Source organism: Phenylobacterium montanum, from assembly GCF_018135625.1.
Classification (GTDB): domain Bacteria; phylum Pseudomonadota; class Alphaproteobacteria; order Caulobacterales; family Caulobacteraceae; genus Poindextera; species Poindextera montana.
Genome location: NZ_CP073078.1, coordinates 3,069,250 through 3,085,265, shown reverse-complemented (window position 1 = coordinate 3,085,265; position 16,016 = coordinate 3,069,250). Strand labels below are relative to the sequence as shown.

At 68.5% G+C, this 16,016-nt stretch carries 15 protein-coding genes; 9 read left to right on the top strand and 6 right to left on the bottom strand.

The window, feature by feature from the left end; all coding sequences use genetic code 11:
• Positions 1-35: 35 nt before the first annotated feature.
• The 4 genes from KCG34_RS13790 (at position 36) to KCG34_RS13775 (ending at position 5,009) form a co-directional block, all read left to right on the top strand.
• Positions 36-674 (top strand): TetR/AcrR family transcriptional regulator, encoded by a 639-nt coding sequence (locus tag KCG34_RS13790; RefSeq protein ID WP_211936224.1) that lies wholly within the window; start codon positions 36-38, stop codon positions 672-674.
• A gap of 83 nt (positions 675-757) precedes the next feature.
• On the top strand, positions 758-2,974 hold the full coding sequence (locus tag KCG34_RS13785; protein ID WP_211936223.1) for a TonB-dependent receptor: 2,217 nt from the start codon (positions 758-760) through the stop codon (positions 2,972-2,974).
• Positions 2,975-3,063: 89 nt separating this feature from the next.
• Entirely contained in the window at positions 3,064-4,278 is a 1,215-nt protein-coding gene (locus tag KCG34_RS13780) for an MFS transporter (protein ID WP_211936222.1), read from the top strand.
• Between the two features lie 113 nt (positions 4,279-4,391).
• Positions 4,392-5,009 (top strand): hopanoid biosynthesis-associated membrane protein HpnM, encoded by a 618-nt coding sequence (locus tag KCG34_RS13775; protein WP_211936221.1) that lies wholly within the window; start codon positions 4,392-4,394, stop codon positions 5,007-5,009.
• Positions 5,010-5,015: 6 nt separating this feature from the next.
• On the opposite strand, the gene hpnN is transcribed toward KCG34_RS13775, so the two are convergent.
• Positions 5,016-7,637: a hopanoid transporter HpnN gene (gene hpnN, locus KCG34_RS13770; protein ID WP_211936220.1), complete on the bottom strand. Its 2,622-nt coding sequence runs from the start codon at positions 7,635-7,637 to the stop codon at positions 5,016-5,018.
• Positions 7,638-7,831: 194 nt separating this feature from the next.
• Between hpnN and KCG34_RS13765 the strand changes: the two genes are divergently transcribed.
• Entirely contained in the window at positions 7,832-8,710 is an 879-nt protein-coding gene (locus KCG34_RS13765) for an MlaA family lipoprotein (protein WP_211936219.1), read from the top strand.
• Here KCG34_RS13765 and KCG34_RS13760 read toward each other — a convergent pair.
• Positions 8,707-9,192: a GNAT family N-acetyltransferase gene (locus tag KCG34_RS13760; protein WP_211936218.1), complete on the bottom strand. Its 486-nt coding sequence runs from the start codon at positions 9,190-9,192 to the stop codon at positions 8,707-8,709. The genes KCG34_RS13765 and KCG34_RS13760 overlap by 4 nt on opposite strands.
• A gap of 14 nt (positions 9,193-9,206) precedes the next feature.
• Positions 9,207-9,953 (bottom strand): SAM-dependent methyltransferase, encoded by a 747-nt coding sequence (locus tag KCG34_RS13755; RefSeq protein ID WP_211936217.1) that lies wholly within the window; start codon positions 9,951-9,953, stop codon positions 9,207-9,209.
• A gap of 158 nt (positions 9,954-10,111) precedes the next feature.
• Between KCG34_RS13755 and KCG34_RS13750 the strand changes: the two genes are divergently transcribed.
• Complete coding sequence (locus KCG34_RS13750; RefSeq protein WP_211936216.1) at positions 10,112-10,420, top strand: hypothetical protein; 309 nt, start codon at positions 10,112-10,114, stop codon at positions 10,418-10,420.
• A 6-nt stretch (positions 10,421-10,426) separates the two neighbouring features.
• On the opposite strand, the gene KCG34_RS13745 is transcribed toward KCG34_RS13750, so the two are convergent.
• Positions 10,427-11,512, bottom strand: a complete 1,086-nt coding sequence (locus KCG34_RS13745; protein ID WP_211936215.1) for an MBL fold metallo-hydrolase — start codon at positions 11,510-11,512, stop codon at positions 10,427-10,429.
• 174 nt (positions 11,513-11,686) lie between these two features.
• Here KCG34_RS13745 and KCG34_RS13740 point away from each other — a divergent pair, with 174 nt between their 5' ends.
• Positions 11,687-12,997 (top strand): hypothetical protein, encoded by a 1,311-nt coding sequence (locus KCG34_RS13740; RefSeq protein ID WP_211936214.1) that lies wholly within the window; start codon positions 11,687-11,689, stop codon positions 12,995-12,997.
• A gap of 25 nt (positions 12,998-13,022) precedes the next feature.
• On the opposite strand, the gene KCG34_RS13735 is transcribed toward KCG34_RS13740, so the two are convergent.
• Positions 13,023-13,406, bottom strand: a complete 384-nt coding sequence (locus tag KCG34_RS13735; RefSeq protein WP_211936213.1) for a winged helix-turn-helix transcriptional regulator — start codon at positions 13,404-13,406, stop codon at positions 13,023-13,025.
• Between the two features lie 92 nt (positions 13,407-13,498).
• On the opposite strand from KCG34_RS13735, the gene KCG34_RS13730 reads away from it, so the two are divergent.
• Together KCG34_RS13730 and KCG34_RS13725 are read left to right on the top strand one after the other, a co-directional pair.
• A complete protein-coding gene (locus tag KCG34_RS13730) occupies positions 13,499-13,807 on the top strand; it encodes a putative quinol monooxygenase (protein ID WP_211936212.1) in 309 nt (102 codons plus the stop codon).
• Positions 13,804-14,283 (top strand): group II truncated hemoglobin, encoded by a 480-nt coding sequence (locus tag KCG34_RS13725; RefSeq protein ID WP_211936211.1) that lies wholly within the window; start codon positions 13,804-13,806, stop codon positions 14,281-14,283. The genes KCG34_RS13730 and KCG34_RS13725 overlap by 4 nt, the downstream gene beginning before the upstream one ends.
• On the opposite strand, the gene KCG34_RS13720 is transcribed toward KCG34_RS13725, so the two are convergent.
• Positions 14,280-15,821 (bottom strand): acetolactate synthase large subunit, encoded by a 1,542-nt coding sequence (locus KCG34_RS13720; RefSeq protein WP_211936210.1) that lies wholly within the window; start codon positions 15,819-15,821, stop codon positions 14,280-14,282. The two genes, KCG34_RS13725 and KCG34_RS13720, sit on opposite strands and share 4 nt — an antisense overlap.
• Positions 15,822-16,016: the final 195 nt, after the last annotated feature.

Sequence of the window (16,016 nt, the reverse complement as noted above, 5' to 3'; positions counted from 1 at the left end):
AAGCCGGACGCCCCTCGCCTGATGACCATGGACTGATGACCGCGCTGCCGAAATCCGCCGCCAAGCCCGCCGCCGGGCGCAGAGCCCCGCCCCGCCAGGAGCGGGCGGTGCAGACCTATGAGCGGCTGCTGGACGTCGCCGGCGAGCTTCTGGGCGAGGTCGGCATAGAGCGCATCTCCACCAACCTGATCTGCGCCCGCGCCGGCATGACCCCGCCGGCCCTCTACCGCTACTTCAAGGACAAGTATGCGGTGCTGGAGGCCCTGGGGCGGCGGCTGATGGACCGGCAGAACCAGGTGCTGTTCGACTGGCTGGACCGCTATGCGCCGCAGGGCCTGGACGCGCTGAGCCAGGCGATCGAGGAACTGATGCGCGCCACCGCTGACGTCACCGCCAGCGAGCCGGGGGCGGTGTGGACGCTGAGGGCCCTGCGCGCCGTGCCGCAATTGACCCACGTGCGGATCGAATCCCACCGCCTGGTCACCGACCGCATGACCGAGGCCTATGCGCCGCTGTTGCCCGACATGCCGCGCGACGTGCTCTGGCGGCGGGTGCGCATCTCGATCGACTTCGGCTTCGCCGCCGACGAGATGCTGAACGAAGAGACCCTGATCCCGCGTGACGATCTTTTGCGCGACGCAGCGCTGATCCTGAGGCACTCGCTGCTGCCCTGAGGGCGGGCGCTAAAAATAGCGTTGCATATCGTATAGCGAAGACTATCGTTTCGCTCAGCCAAACAGCTGAGGGGGATAGGGTCATGCAACGGACCTGGGCCGCAACGACGGCCATGGCGATCGTTCTGGGCGCCGCGGGCGCGGCCGCAGCGCAATCAGCGGCCAAGCCGGACGCGATCGGCGAGATCGTGGTCACTGCGCAGAAGCGCAGCGAGAACATCCAGAAGGTTCCGATCTCGATCCAGGCCTTCACCGCCAAGGACATCCGCGCCTTGGGGATCAAGTCCTCGTCGGACCTTGGCCAGATGAGCCCCAATGTCGACATCGCCCTGCCTGCGGGCGCCGGCAACCAGCCGATCATCGCCATCCGCGGCATCGGCCTGAACGACTACGACACCAACAATGCGGGACCCAATGGGGTCTATGTCGACGAGGTCTATCTGTCTTCGCCCGCCTCCCAGACCTTCCAGACCTTCGACCTGCAGCGCGTCGAGGTGCTCAAGGGACCGCAAGGCACGCTCTATGGCCGCAACTCGAGCGGCGGAGCGATCAACTTCATCAGCAACAAGCCGACCGACTATCTCACGGCCGACGTCCACGCCGAATACAGCTCCTTCAACACCTTCAACTTCGAGGGTGGCGTCGGCGGGCCGATCGCCCCGGGGTTGGACGGCCGTTTCGCCTTCGTAAAGAACAATTCCGAGGGCTATACGACCAACGCCCTGACTGGGAACAAGGAGAACGGGGCCGACAACGCCGCCTTCCGAGCGATGCTGCAGTACAAGCCCTCGGACAAGCTCACCTTGCTGTTCAATGTCCACGGCGGATATGTGGACAATCGACCGGCCGAATATCGCCACATCGGGGATCTGAGCCCCGTCGACGGGAGCCAGTGCTCGGTGGCCGCGACCTACGCCGGCGGCTGCGTCGACGCCTTCGGCTACGGCACGCCCAGCAAGTTCTATGGCGGCTCCTATAACCGCCAGCAGCACCTGAAGGTGAACAGCCTCGGCTCGTACCTGCGGGCGGACTATTCGGCGGACTCGCTCACCTACACCTCGATCACTGCGGTCGAGCACGTGGACAAGATCCACCCCGAAGACAGCGACGCCTCGCCCAACCAGCTGCTCGAGATCGATTTCGGGGTCCGCTCGAACACCGTCACCCAGGAGTTTCAGGTTCACCAGACCAAGGACCGCTACAACTGGGTGTTGGGCGCCTATTACCTCAAGGAAGATCTGCGCCAGAACCAGCCGCTCTACGTGGCGCTGGGCAGCGGCGGCGGCTATGTCGCCTACGATAGCAGCCACCAGATCACGGACGCCTACGCCATCTATGGCCAGGGCGACTATGCGATCACCGACAAGCTGAAATTGACCCTGGGCGGGCGGGGGACCTACGAGCACAAGTCCTTCGACTATTTCGGCTCGTTCAAGACCCAAGACAGCGAGGCGACTGGGGGCTTCGATCCCATCCAGGTCGTCAACGACTCCAGCCACCACCTGGACAGTTCGGCTTTCTCCTGGCGGGCGGCCCTCAACTACAGCTTCACCCGCGATATCCTGACCTATGTCAGCGCCTCCACCGGCTACAAGAGCGGCGGGTTCAACGGCAGCTTCCTGGGCCAAGACCCGACCCTGATCCCCGCACAGCTGAAGCCGATCAATCCGGAGACCGTCACCGCCTATGAGGTCGGGATAAAATCCAGCTTCTTCGATCGCCGGCTGACCTTGAACGTCGCGGGTTTCTATAATGACTACAAGAACATGCAGGTGTTTCTGCTGGTCGACGAGGGCGGCATCGGCGTCAATATCCTGACCAACGCCAAGGCCGCCCATACCGAGGGCTTCGACATCCAGGCCCTGGCCCGGCCGATCGACAACCTAACCTTGAACGCCCAGATCGGCCTGCTCAACACCCGTCTCGACGGCGCGGTCAACGGCCAATATGTCAGCAATCAGCTGCCGCTCGCCCCCCGCACCACAGCCGCCCTCGGCTTCGACTACAAGATTCCGTTCGGCGACAACGCGGTCGATCTGCAGTTCAACGCCAGCTACAAGAGCCACCAGTATTTCGACACGACCAATGACCCCTACACGACCCAGGCGGCCTATTGGCTGGAGAATGTCCGGGTGGCCTATCAGTTCAACGACAAGCACTGGGAGGTCGCCGCCTTCGCCCACAATCTGGGAGACCAGCACTACTATGTGGACGCGTTCGACCTCAGCTTTGTCGGTCTGATCCAGGGCGTTCGTGGCACGCCCCGCACCGTCGGCGTCGAAGCCAACTACCACTTCTAAGGTCGCGATCCCCGAATGTCTGTGAGCCGGCTTACGCCGGCTCAGGATTGTGCGACTGTTGTCCGCGTACACGCCCCAGGATGGTTTTCTTGACCGACGACGCCGACCGCCTGCCCCGCATGCCCGTGCCGCCCGGGGCTGAGGGCGTCGAGATCGGCGAGCTCACCGCCGCCCATGGCGCCGACCAGCCGTTGGGCGTGGTTTCGGCCGCCATGACGGTCGGTACGGTGGCGCTGATGATCCTCGGCGTGCAGCCGGTGGTGCTGGGCGCCCTGGCCCAGGCCGGGCGGGTCAGCGAGGCGCAACTCGGCAATCTGGCCACCGCCGAGGTGTTGGCCCTGGCCTTCGGCTCGGCGGTCGGGCCGGCCTTGATGCGGGGCGGGGGCATGCGGCTGAAAGCCGGCGCCCTGTCGCTGCTCCTGGGCGTCGCCAACCTCGCCATCTATGCGGTGCACGGGGTGCTGGCCCTGGACCTGCTGCGCGGCGTGGCCGGGCTGATCGAAGGGCTGATGATGGGGGCGACCATCATCGTCCTGATCCAGGACCGCCGGCCGGACCGGATGAACGCCATCTTCCTGGCCCTCTCGACCGCACCCCAGGCGCTGATGGCCTATCTGTTGCCGGTCTGGGTCACGCCGCATTTCGGGCCCGAGGGCGGCTTCGTGATCCTGGCCGGCCTTTCAGCCCTCAGCGCCGCCTCCTGCCTGTTCCTTGCCGATCAGGCCCCCGAGGTCGCGGCCGAGGGGGGGGGCAAGGTCGCCTGGACGGTTCCGATCTTCGCGGCCCTTCTGGCCGTGGGTCTGCAGAACGCCGCCATCGGCGGGGCCTGGGGCTATATGCAGCTCCTGGCCGACCAGCATCATTTCCCGGCCCAGGCGGCGGGGATCGCCGTCTCCGGGGGCCTGGTGTTCCAGGTCGGGGGCGCGCTCGCCGTCGCCGCCTGGGGGCACCGCCTGCCCTATGCGCTTTCCCTGGTCGTGGGCAGCCTCTGCCAGGCTGGGGTCATCGCTCTTCTGGCCGTGGCAGGCACGCCCGCGGCCTATCTCGCCCCGGCCCTGGGTTTCGGCCTCTTCTGGCTGGCGCTGAACCCGTTCCAGGTGCGGCTCCTGATCGGGCTGGACGAGACCCGCACCGCGGCCACGCTCCTGACCGCCGTCACCCTGGTGGGCCTCAGCCTCGGTCCCTCGCTCAGCGCCCTCGGCGTGGCCGGCGCGGACGTCACCGGCGCCTTCTGGATCGCCGCCGGCCTGATGGCGGCGGCAGCCGCGCTCTACAGCATCTTCGCCCTGCGCAGGGCCGCCTAAAGCGCTCGGTTCACCCGCGGTTCAGCCGCCTTGCTCAACCTTGCGCAGGGTCAGGGCGTTTCAGCCCTGGCAAAAACGCACTATCTACGCGTCCCCGACCCGAAAGGCCCCGCATGCGCACCACCCCGTCCCTCGCCCTCGCCGCCGCGGCCTTCACCCTGGCCCTGGCGCCCGCCGCCGCCGTCCGTGCGGCCGAGGCCGACCCCGCCGCTCAGACCGTGCAGGCCTTCGACGACGCCCTTCTTGCGACCATGAAGCAGGGGGCCTCCTTGGGGGTGAAAGGCCGCTACAAGAAGCTCGAGCCGGCGGTCGACAAGGCCTTCGACCTGCGCGCCATGGCCCGCTTCGCAGTCGGCCCCGCCTGGACCAAGTTCGACGACGCCGGCCAGGCCCTGGTGGTCGACGCCTTCAAGCGCCTGTCGGTGGCCAGTTACGCGCACAATTTCGACAGCTATGACGGCGAAACCTTCACGGTCGACCCGCAGGTCGACACCCGTGGCGTCGACAAGGTGGTCAAGACCAAGCTTGTGCCCAAATCCGGCGCGCCGACCCCGCTGAACTACCGCATGCGCGCCAGCACCGGGACTTGGAAGATCATCGACGTCTTCTACCAGGGCAATGTCAGCCAGCTGACCACCCGCCGCTCGGACCTGGCCAGCGTCTCGGCTTCCGGCGACGCCAAGGCCGTGGCCGCCAGCCTGAACGCCCAGGCCGACAAGCTTTTGAAATAGGCCGCTTCAGCCCGCGTGCAGCGGGTCGCGCGCGTCGCTGGTCCGCCGGTCGGGCGGTCCCATAAGGGCCGGCTGGAACAAGAGCGCCGAGACCAGAGTCCAGATCAGCGAGATCATCAGAAGCTTGCCCATGCTGGCCGTGCCGGGATGGCTCGAGGCCCACAGGCTGCCGAAGCCCGTGGCCGTGGTCAGGGCCGAGAAGAAGATCGCCCGGCTTAGGCTGGATTGCAGCAGGTGCGCCGAGCCCGCCCGCCAGGCCATCACGAAATAGATGTGGAAGGCCACGCCGATGCCGAACAAGAGCGGCAGGGCGATGATGTTGGCGAAGTTCAAGGGCTGGCCGATCAGGACGCAGCTGCCCAGGGTCAAGAGTCCGGTCAGGACGATCGGGGCCATGGTGATGGCCACGTCCCGCGTCCGGCGCAGCACCAGGAACAGCAGGGCGGTGATGGCGATGAAGGACAGCACCCCCGCCTCGATAAAGGCCCCGACCACGGTATTGCCCCCGTTCTGGATGCTGATCGGCGGGCCGTTGGCGTCGGGCGCGATCTTCGTCACCGCGGCGGTGAAGCGCTCGAGGGTCGCGTTGTCGTTGGAATCGCCCTTAGGGACCACCGAGATTCGCGCCTGGCCGTCGGCGGCGATCCAGTCGCGCTTCAGGTCCTCGGGCAGGCTGTCCAGCGTCACCGGCTGGGCCTGCAGCGAGGCGCGCATCTGATCCAGCAGGGTGTTCAGACCGGGGATCAGCGCCGCCTCGGCCGCCTTGCGTTTGTCGCTCGGCCCCTTGGCCAGGGTGTCGAGCAGGCTCGCCAGCCGCCGGGCGTGGTCCTGCGGCGCGCCGAGGGCCGAGCCGGCCGCGGTGCGCAGGTCGGCGGCGGTCTGGGCTAGGCTGGCGGCCACCTCGGCGTCGCTGGGCGGCGGGCTGGTGGAGATCGGGTTCAGGGTCAGGTCCAGCAGGGTGTCGGCGTCGGTGATCGCCGCCAGCTTCTCGGCCTGGCCGTCGGGGATCAGGCTCTGCAGGGTGATGACGTCGGCGACCGCGGGAAGTTTGGCCAGCCGCGCCGCCAGGGGCTGGGCCGCGGCCAGGTTGGGCGCCAGGACGCTCAAGGTGTTGGGGGTCTGGTCGGGGTCCTTGGTCAGGTCGTTCAGGGTCGAGACCGACTCGGTCGCGGCGCTGCGCAGGTGCATGGGGTTGAAGTCGAAATGCAGCAGCGGCAGCAGCGCCGCCGAGCCGAGCGCAGCCAGCGCCGCGGTCCCCAGCACCAGCCGCCGGTTGCCCAGCACCCAGCCGTCCAGCTTCTCCAGCGGCGCATGGCCGATGTCGCCGCCGCCGCGCTTGGGCCGGGTCAGCAGGAGCAGGGCGGGCAAAAGGGTCAGGTTCAGCGCCAGGGCGATCAGCATGCCGACCCCGGCGATCACGCCGAGCTGTGAGACGCCCGCATAGTTGGTTGGAACAAACGCCAGGAAACCGACCGCAATGGCGACGGCCGCAAGGGTCAGGGGATAGCCCATACCCTGGCCGGCCTCGACCAGGGCCTCGGGCAAGGTGCGCTCGTCGGCATAGTCGCTGCGGAAGCGCACGCTGAACTGGATGCCGAAATCGATGCCCAGGCCCACGAACAGCGGGATGAAGGCCACCGAGATCACATTGTAGCGGTGGAACACCAAGAGGCCCCAGGCCGCGGCGACCACCAGGCCGACGAAGGTGGTGACAAGGATGCAGCCGATGATCCGCGGCGAGCGCACCGCCATCCACAGCATCAGCAGGATCGCCGCCACCGCCAGGGCGCCGATCAGGGCCGCGCGGTCGGCCAGGCTGCCGAACTCCTCGTCCTGCAGCGGCACGTCGCCCGTCAGCCGCACGCTGACCCCGTGGGCGGCATCCAGGTTCAGCGCCTTGGCCTGGGCTCGGATGGCGCTCTCGGCCGCGTCGCCCGGCTGCAGGGCGGCGTAGTCCAGCTTGGGCTTGACCAGCAGGATGTGGCGCAGTTCGCGCGCCTCGGGCGCCTTGCCGCTGACCAGGGCGCGCCAGGAGAAGAAGGACGGCTGACCCGCCTCGACCTTGCCCAGGGCCTCGCCCAGGCCCGCGATCGGCGCGTCGAGGTCGGCGAGGTTCGCCTGGCCGGCCTTGATTCCGGTCAGGGCCGTGGACAATCCACCCATCAGGCCGCGCAGGGACGGGTCCGCCGCCATCGGCCCCAGGAACGGCTGGGCCTTGATCATCTGGGCGGTGGAGTCCTGTACGTCCTTCAGCGGCAGGTAGAGCAGGCCTTCGCGGGCGAAGAAGTCGCCGCCGTCCGGTCGCTGGATACGGGTGAACAGGGCCGGCTGAGCTGAGAGCTTCGCCGCCAGGCTGGCTGCGGCCTCCTCGGCCAGCTCAGGCGTCTTGCCGTCGACCACCACCACGATCTCGTCGTCGTGCTGCGGGAACAGCCGGTCATAGGCCGCCTCGCGCTGGCGCCAGTCCAGCTTGGGCGAGAGCAGGGCGTCCGTGCTGGTGGTGATGGCGAAGTGCGTCGCGGCGAATCCCGCCGCGATGGCGCCGATCAACAGGCCGACAATCGCGGTCAGCCGAGGGCGCGCACAGCAGGCGGCCACCAGGCGCGCGACCGGCGAGGGGCGATCCATCGGTTTTGGCGCCTTCAGCAAGGTGACCTCTGACACGAGCGGCGGACGGGTGCGCCGATACAACATTTCGGCTCCGCCGCGTCCAGACTGGCGCTTTCCAAGCGATCCGCAATAAAGGACGGTTGCATCCCGCTGCGTTCGCTCCATATGCCGGCCTGCGGACCGCGAAGTCCGACCCAAGAGGAGTTTCGGGTTTGAAGCGATCCGCCGCAGCCCTCGCCGCCAGTCTGATGCTGGGCGCGGCGACCAACGCCCTGGCCCAGGCCTCTGCCCCCGCGAACGCCGACCCCTGGGAGCCGGCCAACCGCTTCGGTTTCAGCATTTTCATGGCCGTGGACCGGGTGGTGATGCGCCCGGCGGCCAAGGTCTATGAGCGCGTCCTGCCCAAGGTCGTGCGCACTGGCGTCCACAACATGCTGGTCAATCTCGGCGAGCCGGTCGTGGGGATGAACGATGTCTTCCAGGGGCGGTTCAAGCAGGCGGCCAAGACCACGGTCCGCTTCGTGGCCGACAGCACAGTCGGCGTGGGCGGCATGATCGACGTCGGCGCCAAGACCGGCCTGCCGCACCACGACAACGGCTTCGACCTCACGCTGGGCCGCTATCGCGTCAAGTCGGGGCCGTACGTCTTCCTGCCGATCCTGGGGCCGTCCTCGGTGCGCGACCTGTTCGGGATCTGCGTCGACAGCGTGATCGACCCCCTGCACTGGGTGAACTACCCCGGGCGCACGGCGCTGGGCGTCAGCCGCACGCTGGTGGGCGGGGTCGACACCCGCGCTGTCAACGACGCCGCCTTCGAAGCCCTGATCAGCGACGCCACCGACCCCTACGCCACCCTGCGCTCGGTCTATCTGCAAAACCAGCAGAGCAAGATCGACGAGGGCAAGCCCCCGACCGACCAGCCCCTGCCCGATTTTGACGAAGAAAAGCCGGCCCCGGCGCCCCAACCTCAGGCTGAAGCCGCGCCTGCGCCGGAAGCGGTGACCGAGGCCGCAGGCGCCGACGTGGCCGACGCGCCGGCCCTGGACAAGACCGCCGCCGCCCGGGACCGGACGCTGGACCGGTTGTTCTAGATCGCGGCGCCCGCCAGCCGTTCCAGGGCCTCGCCCTCGAGCCGGCGCACCGTCCATTCGTCCTGCCGGCCCGCGCCCAGGCTGTCGTAGAAGGCGATCGAGGGGGCGTTCCAGTTGAGCACCGCCCAGTCCAGCCGGGTCAGGCCCTCGTCGCGGCAGCGGCGGGCGAGGCCGGCCAGGAGCGCCTTGCCGGCGCCGGCGCCGCGCGCCTGCGGCCGCACGAACAGGTCCTCCAGATAGATCCCGTGGCGGCCGGTGAAGGTCGAGACGTTGTAGAACCACAGGGCGAAGCCCACCGGCGCCCCGTCCAGCTCGGCGATGTCGCAGAAGGCGCGGGGATTGGCCGAGAACAGGATCGCCTCCACGTCGGCCTGGGTCGCCTTGGCCTCGTGCAGCAGCTTTTCATAGTCCGCCAGGTCGCGGATGAAGCCCAGGATCAGGGCGGCGTCTTCGCGGCGGGCGGGGCGAATGGTCAGGGACATGGGGTCTCGGTCGGCTAGGCAGGGCGCTGCATCACCAGGAACAGGTAGCTGAAGCAATCGCCGAACGCACGATAGGCGTCGATCTCGGCCTGGTGCCGCGCCACTTCGGCCAGGGCCGCGGCGTCGCCGGCGTGGCGAGCCCGCACGACGTCGACGCGCGCCTGCATCGGTCCGTAATAGGCTTCCCAGGCCGCGGGCGGCAGCACGAACGAACCCGCCAAGCGATAGCCGGCTCGGGCCGGGACCGCCTCCAGCTCCTGGACCGTGGCCATGGCCGGATATTCCGCCCAGTTGTCCAGGGCGCCCTGGGGCAGGGCCTCGCGCGGTTTCAGCCAGCAGGGTTCGGTTACAGCAATCCAGCCCCCCGGCCGCAGCAGCCGCCGCCAGGCGGCGAGGCCTTCAGGCAGGCCGATGAAATAGATCGCCCCCTCGCTCCAGATCAGGTCGAAGCTCTCGTCCTCGAACGGCAGGTCGGCCATGGAGGCGTCGGACGTCGTCACGCGGTCAGCCACGCCGGCGTCTCGGGCGCGGCTCATCAGGTCGTCCAGGAACGGCTGGTGGGTATCGACCGCGGTCACGGTCCCGGCGGTGTGCTTCAGGAGGCTCAGAGTCTGGGCGCCCGGCCCGCAGCCGAGATCGAGAATCCGTGGCTCAGCAGGCAGGCCCTCGGTCATGGCCAGGGCCCGCATCAGCGAAGCCTCGTCGCCAGGCCCCTCGCGCTCCAGACCCGAATGGATTTCCCAGAAAGTCGGCGTCAGCATGGGAACAGTGTAGCATCACCGTTGCGTGTTCGCCGCCCTTCTCGACCATGGTCAAGCTCGCGAGGCGCCGTCCGCGGCGCTATAAGCGCGGCAAGACGTGGACCCACCTTCCACGCGATGGAAGGCGCCGCGCCCGCGTCATCGGGAGACGATGCGCCATGCCACATGCCGCCAGCCGCCAGCCGCCGTTCGAGAACCGCTGGACCAGCGGGCGAAAAGCCTGGCGATGGTATCGCGCGCTCGAGAGCCTCGGGGTCGACAACGCGCGCATGCGGATGTCGCATCCCAGCGCCGGCCAGGCGCCGCATTTCCCCGACCCCGACATCCCCTTGGGCTTCGTCCAGGACTGGCTGAGCTGGCACGACCGCCGGGCCCGGCGCAACGCGGTGATCGCCCTGTCGGCCGGGGTGCTGGTGGTGGTGATCGGCGTCGCGGCCCTGATCTTCGGCCCGTTGCCGGCGATCTGAGGGACCTCACCCCGCCGCCTGCCACCAGACCACGCCCTGGTCGTCCCGGGTCGCCGTGGCGCGGCCGCGGGTCCGGAGGCAGTTCAGGTGGGCCATGCTTTCGCCGGTGGCCATGCCGAGAAGGTCGCCATTGATCTTGCGCGCGAACAGGGCTCCGAACACGTCGATCGCCCGCCGTGGCTCGGCCAGGGTCTTCTCCAGCCGGTCGAGGCCGCGCTCATGCCCGCGGATCAGGTGGTCCAGCCGGGCGTGCAGGCCGATGAACGGATCGTTGTGCGCCGGCAGCACCAGGACGTCGTCGGGAACCAGGGTCTTGATCCGGGCCAGCGAGGACAGCCAGTCGCTCAAAGGGTCGCCATCCGGCTCGGTGGGGAAGACCGAGACGTTGGAGCTGATCTTGGGCAGCACCTGGTCGCCGGAGATGAACAGCTTCAGCTCGGGGCAATAGAGGCAGGCGTGCTCCGGCGAATGGCCTGACCCGGTGACCACGCGCCAGGTCTGGGCGCCGATGCGGATCTCGTCGCCGTGCTTGATGCGGTGATAGCTGTCGGGCAGCTGATAGACGCCCTTGCCGAAGCCGCCGAAGCGGGCGCGATAGGTCTCCAGCGCCTCCTCGTCCCAGCCGCAGCCGCGATAGAATTCGATGGCGTCCTGCGGCGCCTCGCGACCGGTGTCGGCCACAAGCATGCGGCACTGCAGATATTCCAGCCGCGTCATCCAAACCCGGGAGCTGAACTTGCGCGTGATCCAGCCCGCCAGGCCGACATGGTCGGGGTGCAGGTGGGTGACGAACACGCGGGTGATCGGCGCGCCGCCCAGGGCCTCGGAAAAGACCTTGCGCCAGGCCTGGGAGGTGTCCTTGGTCTGCATGCCTGTGTCGACGATGGCCCAGCCGCCGTCGTCCTCGATCGCCCAGACGTTGATGAAGGCCAGCGAGCCGCCCAGGGGCATGCGCATCCACTTGACGCCCGGGGCGATATCGACGGCCTGCCCATAGTCGGGCGTGTTCTCCAGCGGATAGACCAGGGCGGGCCTGCGGTCCTCCTCGCCGCCGTCCCGTTCGCGGGCTCCCCGCTCAATGCCGTCCGCCATCGATCTTCCCCTTCATGCAACCATCGGCCGGAAACCGCGTTCAGCGGCCACCGAGAGGCGTAGCAACGCCGCCGCGCCCGGCCATTCTAGCGCCGCATTGGGCGCTGACCTTGACCCACGGGGCAAGCGCGCGTTTAAGCTCCGCGCCGAGGGACCACCCCAGGAGAACAGATGATGAGGCGTTTTGGAATCGGTCTTGCGCTGGCCTTGGCGACGAGCGTCGTCATGACCGCCTCGGCCAGCTTTGCGAAGGACAAGGACACCTCCGCGACCGATCTTCCGCCGATGCTGACCGCCGGCAATATCCCGTGCACCCTGGTGAACAGCCGCTTCATCGCCGAGGGCGTGGGCTCGGACAAGGTCAAGGCCAAGTACTATGAAGCTGCCTGCAAGGAAGGCCTGGGCTTCATCATCGTGGCCAAGGAAAAGGCGCCGGCGCCCGAGGCGTTCGACTGCTACACCATGGGCCAGCCCGGTCCGGACGGTAAAAAGGGCAACCTGACCTGCACCCTGCCGGAGAACGCCAAGCCGACCCTGGGCATCCAGACGGCCTTCACCGCCACCGGCCATGCCTGCGACGTCTCCAACGTGCGCCTGATCGGCTCGTCCTCGAAGAACACCTTCTTCGAACTGGCTTGCCAGGCGGGCGACGGCTACATCTTCGGCATGGCGCGCCATACCAACGAAGGCGCGTCTATGGCGTTCACCTGCTATGACCCGAACGCCAAGGACAATCTGAAGTGCACCTTGACCGACGGCGACAAGGCGCTGGCGGCCACGGCCGACAAGCTGATGGCGGCCAGCGGCAAGACCTGCGCGATCAAGGACCGCCGCTATGTCGGCATGACCACCGACGGCACCGGCATCTTCGAGGTGGCCTGTCAGGACGGCAAGGGCTGGATGGTCGAGACCGCAGGCGACAAGTTCAAGATCGCGGTTGACTGCGCCCAGGCATCCAACGTCGCCGGCGGCTGCACCTTGACCGACGCCCGCGCGGCCGAAACCGCCCAGAGCGCCCTCTACACGAGCCTTTCCAAGAAGGCCGGCTTCGACTGCAACGTGTCCAAGTATGCGGCCTTCCCGATCGACGCCAAGGACCGCGAAGTGGTCGAGATGTTGTGCTCCAACCGTCCTGACGGCGGCGTCGGCGTCTTCCCGCTCGGCTCGGGCGTGAAGCCGGTCGTCTATGACTGCGTGCGCGCCGAGGCCGAGGGCTACAAGTGCTCGTTCACGCCCGAAAGCGCGGTCTTCGGCAAGTATTCGGCCGACCTGAAGGCCGCCGGCAAGGGCTCCTGCGTCGTCTCCGGCGCTCGCGCCCTGGGCAAGACCGACAATTCCGACCTGATCGAAGTGGCCTGCGCCGACGGCGGTTCGGGCTGGGTGATGGAATACGCCAACAACGCGCCGGCTCCGCCGCACCTCACTCCGTGCTCGATCACCACCATGGGCGGCGGTTGCCAGCTGCCGACCAATAAGAAGAAGTAGGGCCGGGCCGACAGGCCTGAACGGATCAGCCCGCCGGCTCGCCGGCGGGCTTTTTCGTGGGCGAATCGCCAGGTCCGATGATCACCGACAGCTCCGGGCCGAGCGCTCCGCCCCAGGCGTAGAGCGCATCCAGCACCGGACGCAGGCCTTCGCCCCGCTCGGTCAGGCGATAGACCACAGCCGAGCCGGACCCGTTGATGGCGGCTTTCTCGACCAGGCCCAAAAGCTCGAGGTCCTTGAGTTTTTCGGTCAGCACCTTGTCGGAAACGCCGGGCAGGCGGGCGCGCAACTCGGCATAGCGGTGCGGCGACTCCTTAAGCCAGGCCAGAATCACCGCCTTCCATTTGCCGCCGACGAACTCCAGCGCCAACTCGACCGGACAGCCGTACCGCGCCTTCAACCGCTTCATCACCTCTCCTTGCACGCGCACCAACTGGTGCGTTGACCGCCCCTCGCCCGCACGGCCCATTCGGCGCCCAAACATGATTGCGGAGGCGATAGATGGGAACGGTGGAATACATCCGCTACGCGCTTCAGGCGCACGATCCGGAGACTTTGATCGCCGCCTATGCCGAGGCCGGCCGGCATCTCGCCGCCGCGCCCGAGTGCCAGGGCTACCAACTGACCCAGTGCGAAGAGGAGCCGTCGAGCTTCATTTTGCGCATCCATTGGACCTCGACCGAGAGCCACCTGGAGGGCTTCCGCCGCGGACCGCATTTCCCGCCGTTTCTGGCCGCCATCCGTCCTTTCATCCCGGAGATCGCCGAGATGCGCCACTATCGCCCGACCGAGGTGGTGTGGACGCGATGAGCGAAGAGAATGCGATCCCGAGCCTGTGCGACTGGGCCGGCGGGCCCGAAGCCTTGCGCCGCCTTGCCCGCGCCTTCTACGCCAAGGTACCGGCCGATCCGCTGCTGGGGCCGGTGTTCGCGGGCATGCCAGCCGGCCATGCCGACCGCGTGGCGCGCTTCATCGCCGAGGTGCTGGAGGGCGGTCCCTTGTATTCGGGTCAGGGCGGCTCCCACGCCCTGATGATCTCCAAACACCTCGGCCGCCAGCTTACGGAAGCCCAGCGCCGGCGATGGGTGTCGTTGCTGCTGGAGACCGCCGACGAGGCCGGCCTGCCGGATGACCCCGAATTCCGCTCGGCCTTCGTCGGTTACCTGGAGTGGGGTTCGCGCCTGGCGGTCCTCAATTCGCGCGCCGGCGTCAGTGCGCCCGATCCTGTCCAGCCCATGCCGCGCTGGAACTGGGGCCCGCCGGGCGGTCCATATCGGGCCAGCTAGCTCATCGCCGCTTCGATCACGATCGGCCCCTTCTGGCCCATGGCGCCGGCCAGGGCGGCGTCGAAGGCTTCGGCGGTCTCGCAGCGCACCGCCGGCAGGCCCATGCCACGGGCGAGGGCCGTCCAGTCGATCCGGGGGTCGCCCAGGTCCAGCAGGCTGGCCGCCGAGACGCCGGGCTTGCCGGCGCCGGTGCGCGACAGCTCGATGCCCAGGATGCGGTAGCTGTGGTTGGCGAACACCACCACGGTCACGTCGAGTGACTCGCGGGCGATGGTCCACAGGCCCTGCACCGTGTACATGCCCGCCCCGTCGCCGGTCAGGCACAGGACCTTCTTGTCGGGGCAGGCCACCGCCGCGCCGATGGCCACGGGAATGCCCTGGCCGATCGCCCCGCCGGTCAGGGCCAGCCAGTCGTGCGGCCGTGCGCCCCGGGTCTGCATGAAGATCGGCAGGCCCGAGGTCACCGCGTCGTCCGAGATCACCGTCTCCTCCGGCATGTGCCGGGCGATCGAGGCGCCGATGGTGTAGGCGTTGATCTCGCCGGTCGGCCGCTCCGGCACGGCGTATCCGTTGGGCGCGGCCTCGGCCGGGGCGCCCAGGGCGTCGGCCAGGGCTTCCAGAGCTGCGCCAGCGTCCTCCGCGCGCCCGGCCAGGCTGAGTTCCTGGCAGCCCTCGGGCACCAGCACGCTGGGCATCGCCGGATAGGCGAAGAAGGCGACCGGCTGGGTCGTGCCCGCCAGCACCATCAGATCCGCGCCGGCCAGGTCCGACAGGGCCATCTCGGCGAAATAGGGCATGCGGTCAGGGCTGTAGCGCGCGCCGCCGCGGGGTTGGCGGGCGACGAAGGTGTCGGTCAGGACGCGGATTCCGTGGGCGGCCAGCCGACCCGCCGCCGCCAGGCCGCGCGCCTCGCAGGCCTGGCCGCCGATCAGCACCACCGGCTTGGCCGCCGCCTTCAGCGCGCGGGCGGCCGCATCGACCTGCGCGCCGTCCGGCGCCGCCGGCATGGGCCGCTCCGCCACCCCGCCCTTGCGCGTCGCCGGCGACCAGGCGCAGTCGGCGGGCAGGACCAGGGTGGCCGAGCCGCCCGGCGGGCCGAAGCTGTGGCGCACCGCCTCGGCCGCCAGATAGGCGGCGTGGTCGGCGTCCTCGGCCACGCCGATCCAGCGCGAATTGGGCCGGGCCAGGGCCTCGATGTCGCTGGTCAGGGGCGCGTCATATTTGCGGTGATAGGTGGCGTGGTCGCCGATCACATTGACGATCGGGGTATAGGCGCGCCGGGCGTTGTGCAGGTTGGCGACGCCGTTGGCGTAGCCGGGGCCCAGGTGCAGCAGGGTCACGGCGGGCTTGCCGGCCATGCGGCCGTAGCCGTCCGCGGCCCCGGTCACCACGCCTTCGAACAGGCATAGTACGGGGCGAATCCTCGGCTCGCGGTCCAGGGCCGAGACGAAGTGCATCTCGCTGGTGCCCGGATTGGCGAAACAGGCCTCGACTCCATTGTCGGCCAGGGTGGCGAGGATCGCATCGGCGCCGTTCATGGGCTTGTTTCCTGTTTAACCGGTCACTGACCGCCCAGTGAAAAGGGCATGGGCGGTCGCTGCAAGCCCGCATTGGATCGGACGATCGGATTTGCGGCCGCCCGGGATCGCGACCAGCGCCTAGCCGGAAGGCGAGGCCCCCAGTATGAAGGACGCCGGGCGCCGCCCAAAAAAGCGGCGCCGTGTCGTGATTTG

Bases quoted from the DNA above. Each gene is read 5' to 3' on its own strand.
- KCG34_RS13790 (WP_211936224.1), top strand. From the start codon at position 36: ATGACCGCGCTGCCGAAATCCGCCGCCAAGCCCGCCGCCGGGCGCAGA.
- KCG34_RS13785 (WP_211936223.1), top strand. From the start codon at position 758: ATGCAACGGACCTGGGCCGCAACGACGGCCATGGCGATCGTTCTGGGC.
- KCG34_RS13775 (WP_211936221.1), top strand. From the start codon at position 4,392: ATGCGCACCACCCCGTCCCTCGCCCTCGCCGCCGCGGCCTTCACCCTG.
- hpnN (WP_211936220.1), bottom strand. From the start codon at position 7,637: ATGGATCGCCCCTCGCCGGTCGCGCGCCTGGTGGCCGCCTGCTGTGCG.
- KCG34_RS13760 (WP_211936218.1), bottom strand. From the start codon at position 9,192: ATGTCCCTGACCATTCGCCCCGCCCGCCGCGAAGACGCCGCCCTGATC.
- KCG34_RS13755 (WP_211936217.1), bottom strand. From the start codon at position 9,953: ATGCTGACGCCGACTTTCTGGGAAATCCATTCGGGTCTGGAGCGCGAG.
- KCG34_RS13750 (WP_211936216.1), top strand. From the start codon at position 10,112: ATGCCACATGCCGCCAGCCGCCAGCCGCCGTTCGAGAACCGCTGGACC.
- KCG34_RS13745 (WP_211936215.1), bottom strand. From the start codon at position 11,512: ATGGCGGACGGCATTGAGCGGGGAGCCCGCGAACGGGACGGCGGCGAG.
- KCG34_RS13740 (WP_211936214.1), top strand. From the start codon at position 11,687: ATGAGGCGTTTTGGAATCGGTCTTGCGCTGGCCTTGGCGACGAGCGTC.
- KCG34_RS13735 (WP_211936213.1), bottom strand. From the start codon at position 13,406: ATGAAGCGGTTGAAGGCGCGGTACGGCTGTCCGGTCGAGTTGGCGCTG.
- KCG34_RS13730 (WP_211936212.1), top strand. From the start codon at position 13,499: ATGGGAACGGTGGAATACATCCGCTACGCGCTTCAGGCGCACGATCCG.
- KCG34_RS13725 (WP_211936211.1), top strand. From the start codon at position 13,804: ATGAGCGAAGAGAATGCGATCCCGAGCCTGTGCGACTGGGCCGGCGGG.
- KCG34_RS13720 (WP_211936210.1), bottom strand. From the start codon at position 15,821: ATGAACGGCGCCGATGCGATCCTCGCCACCCTGGCCGACAATGGAGTC.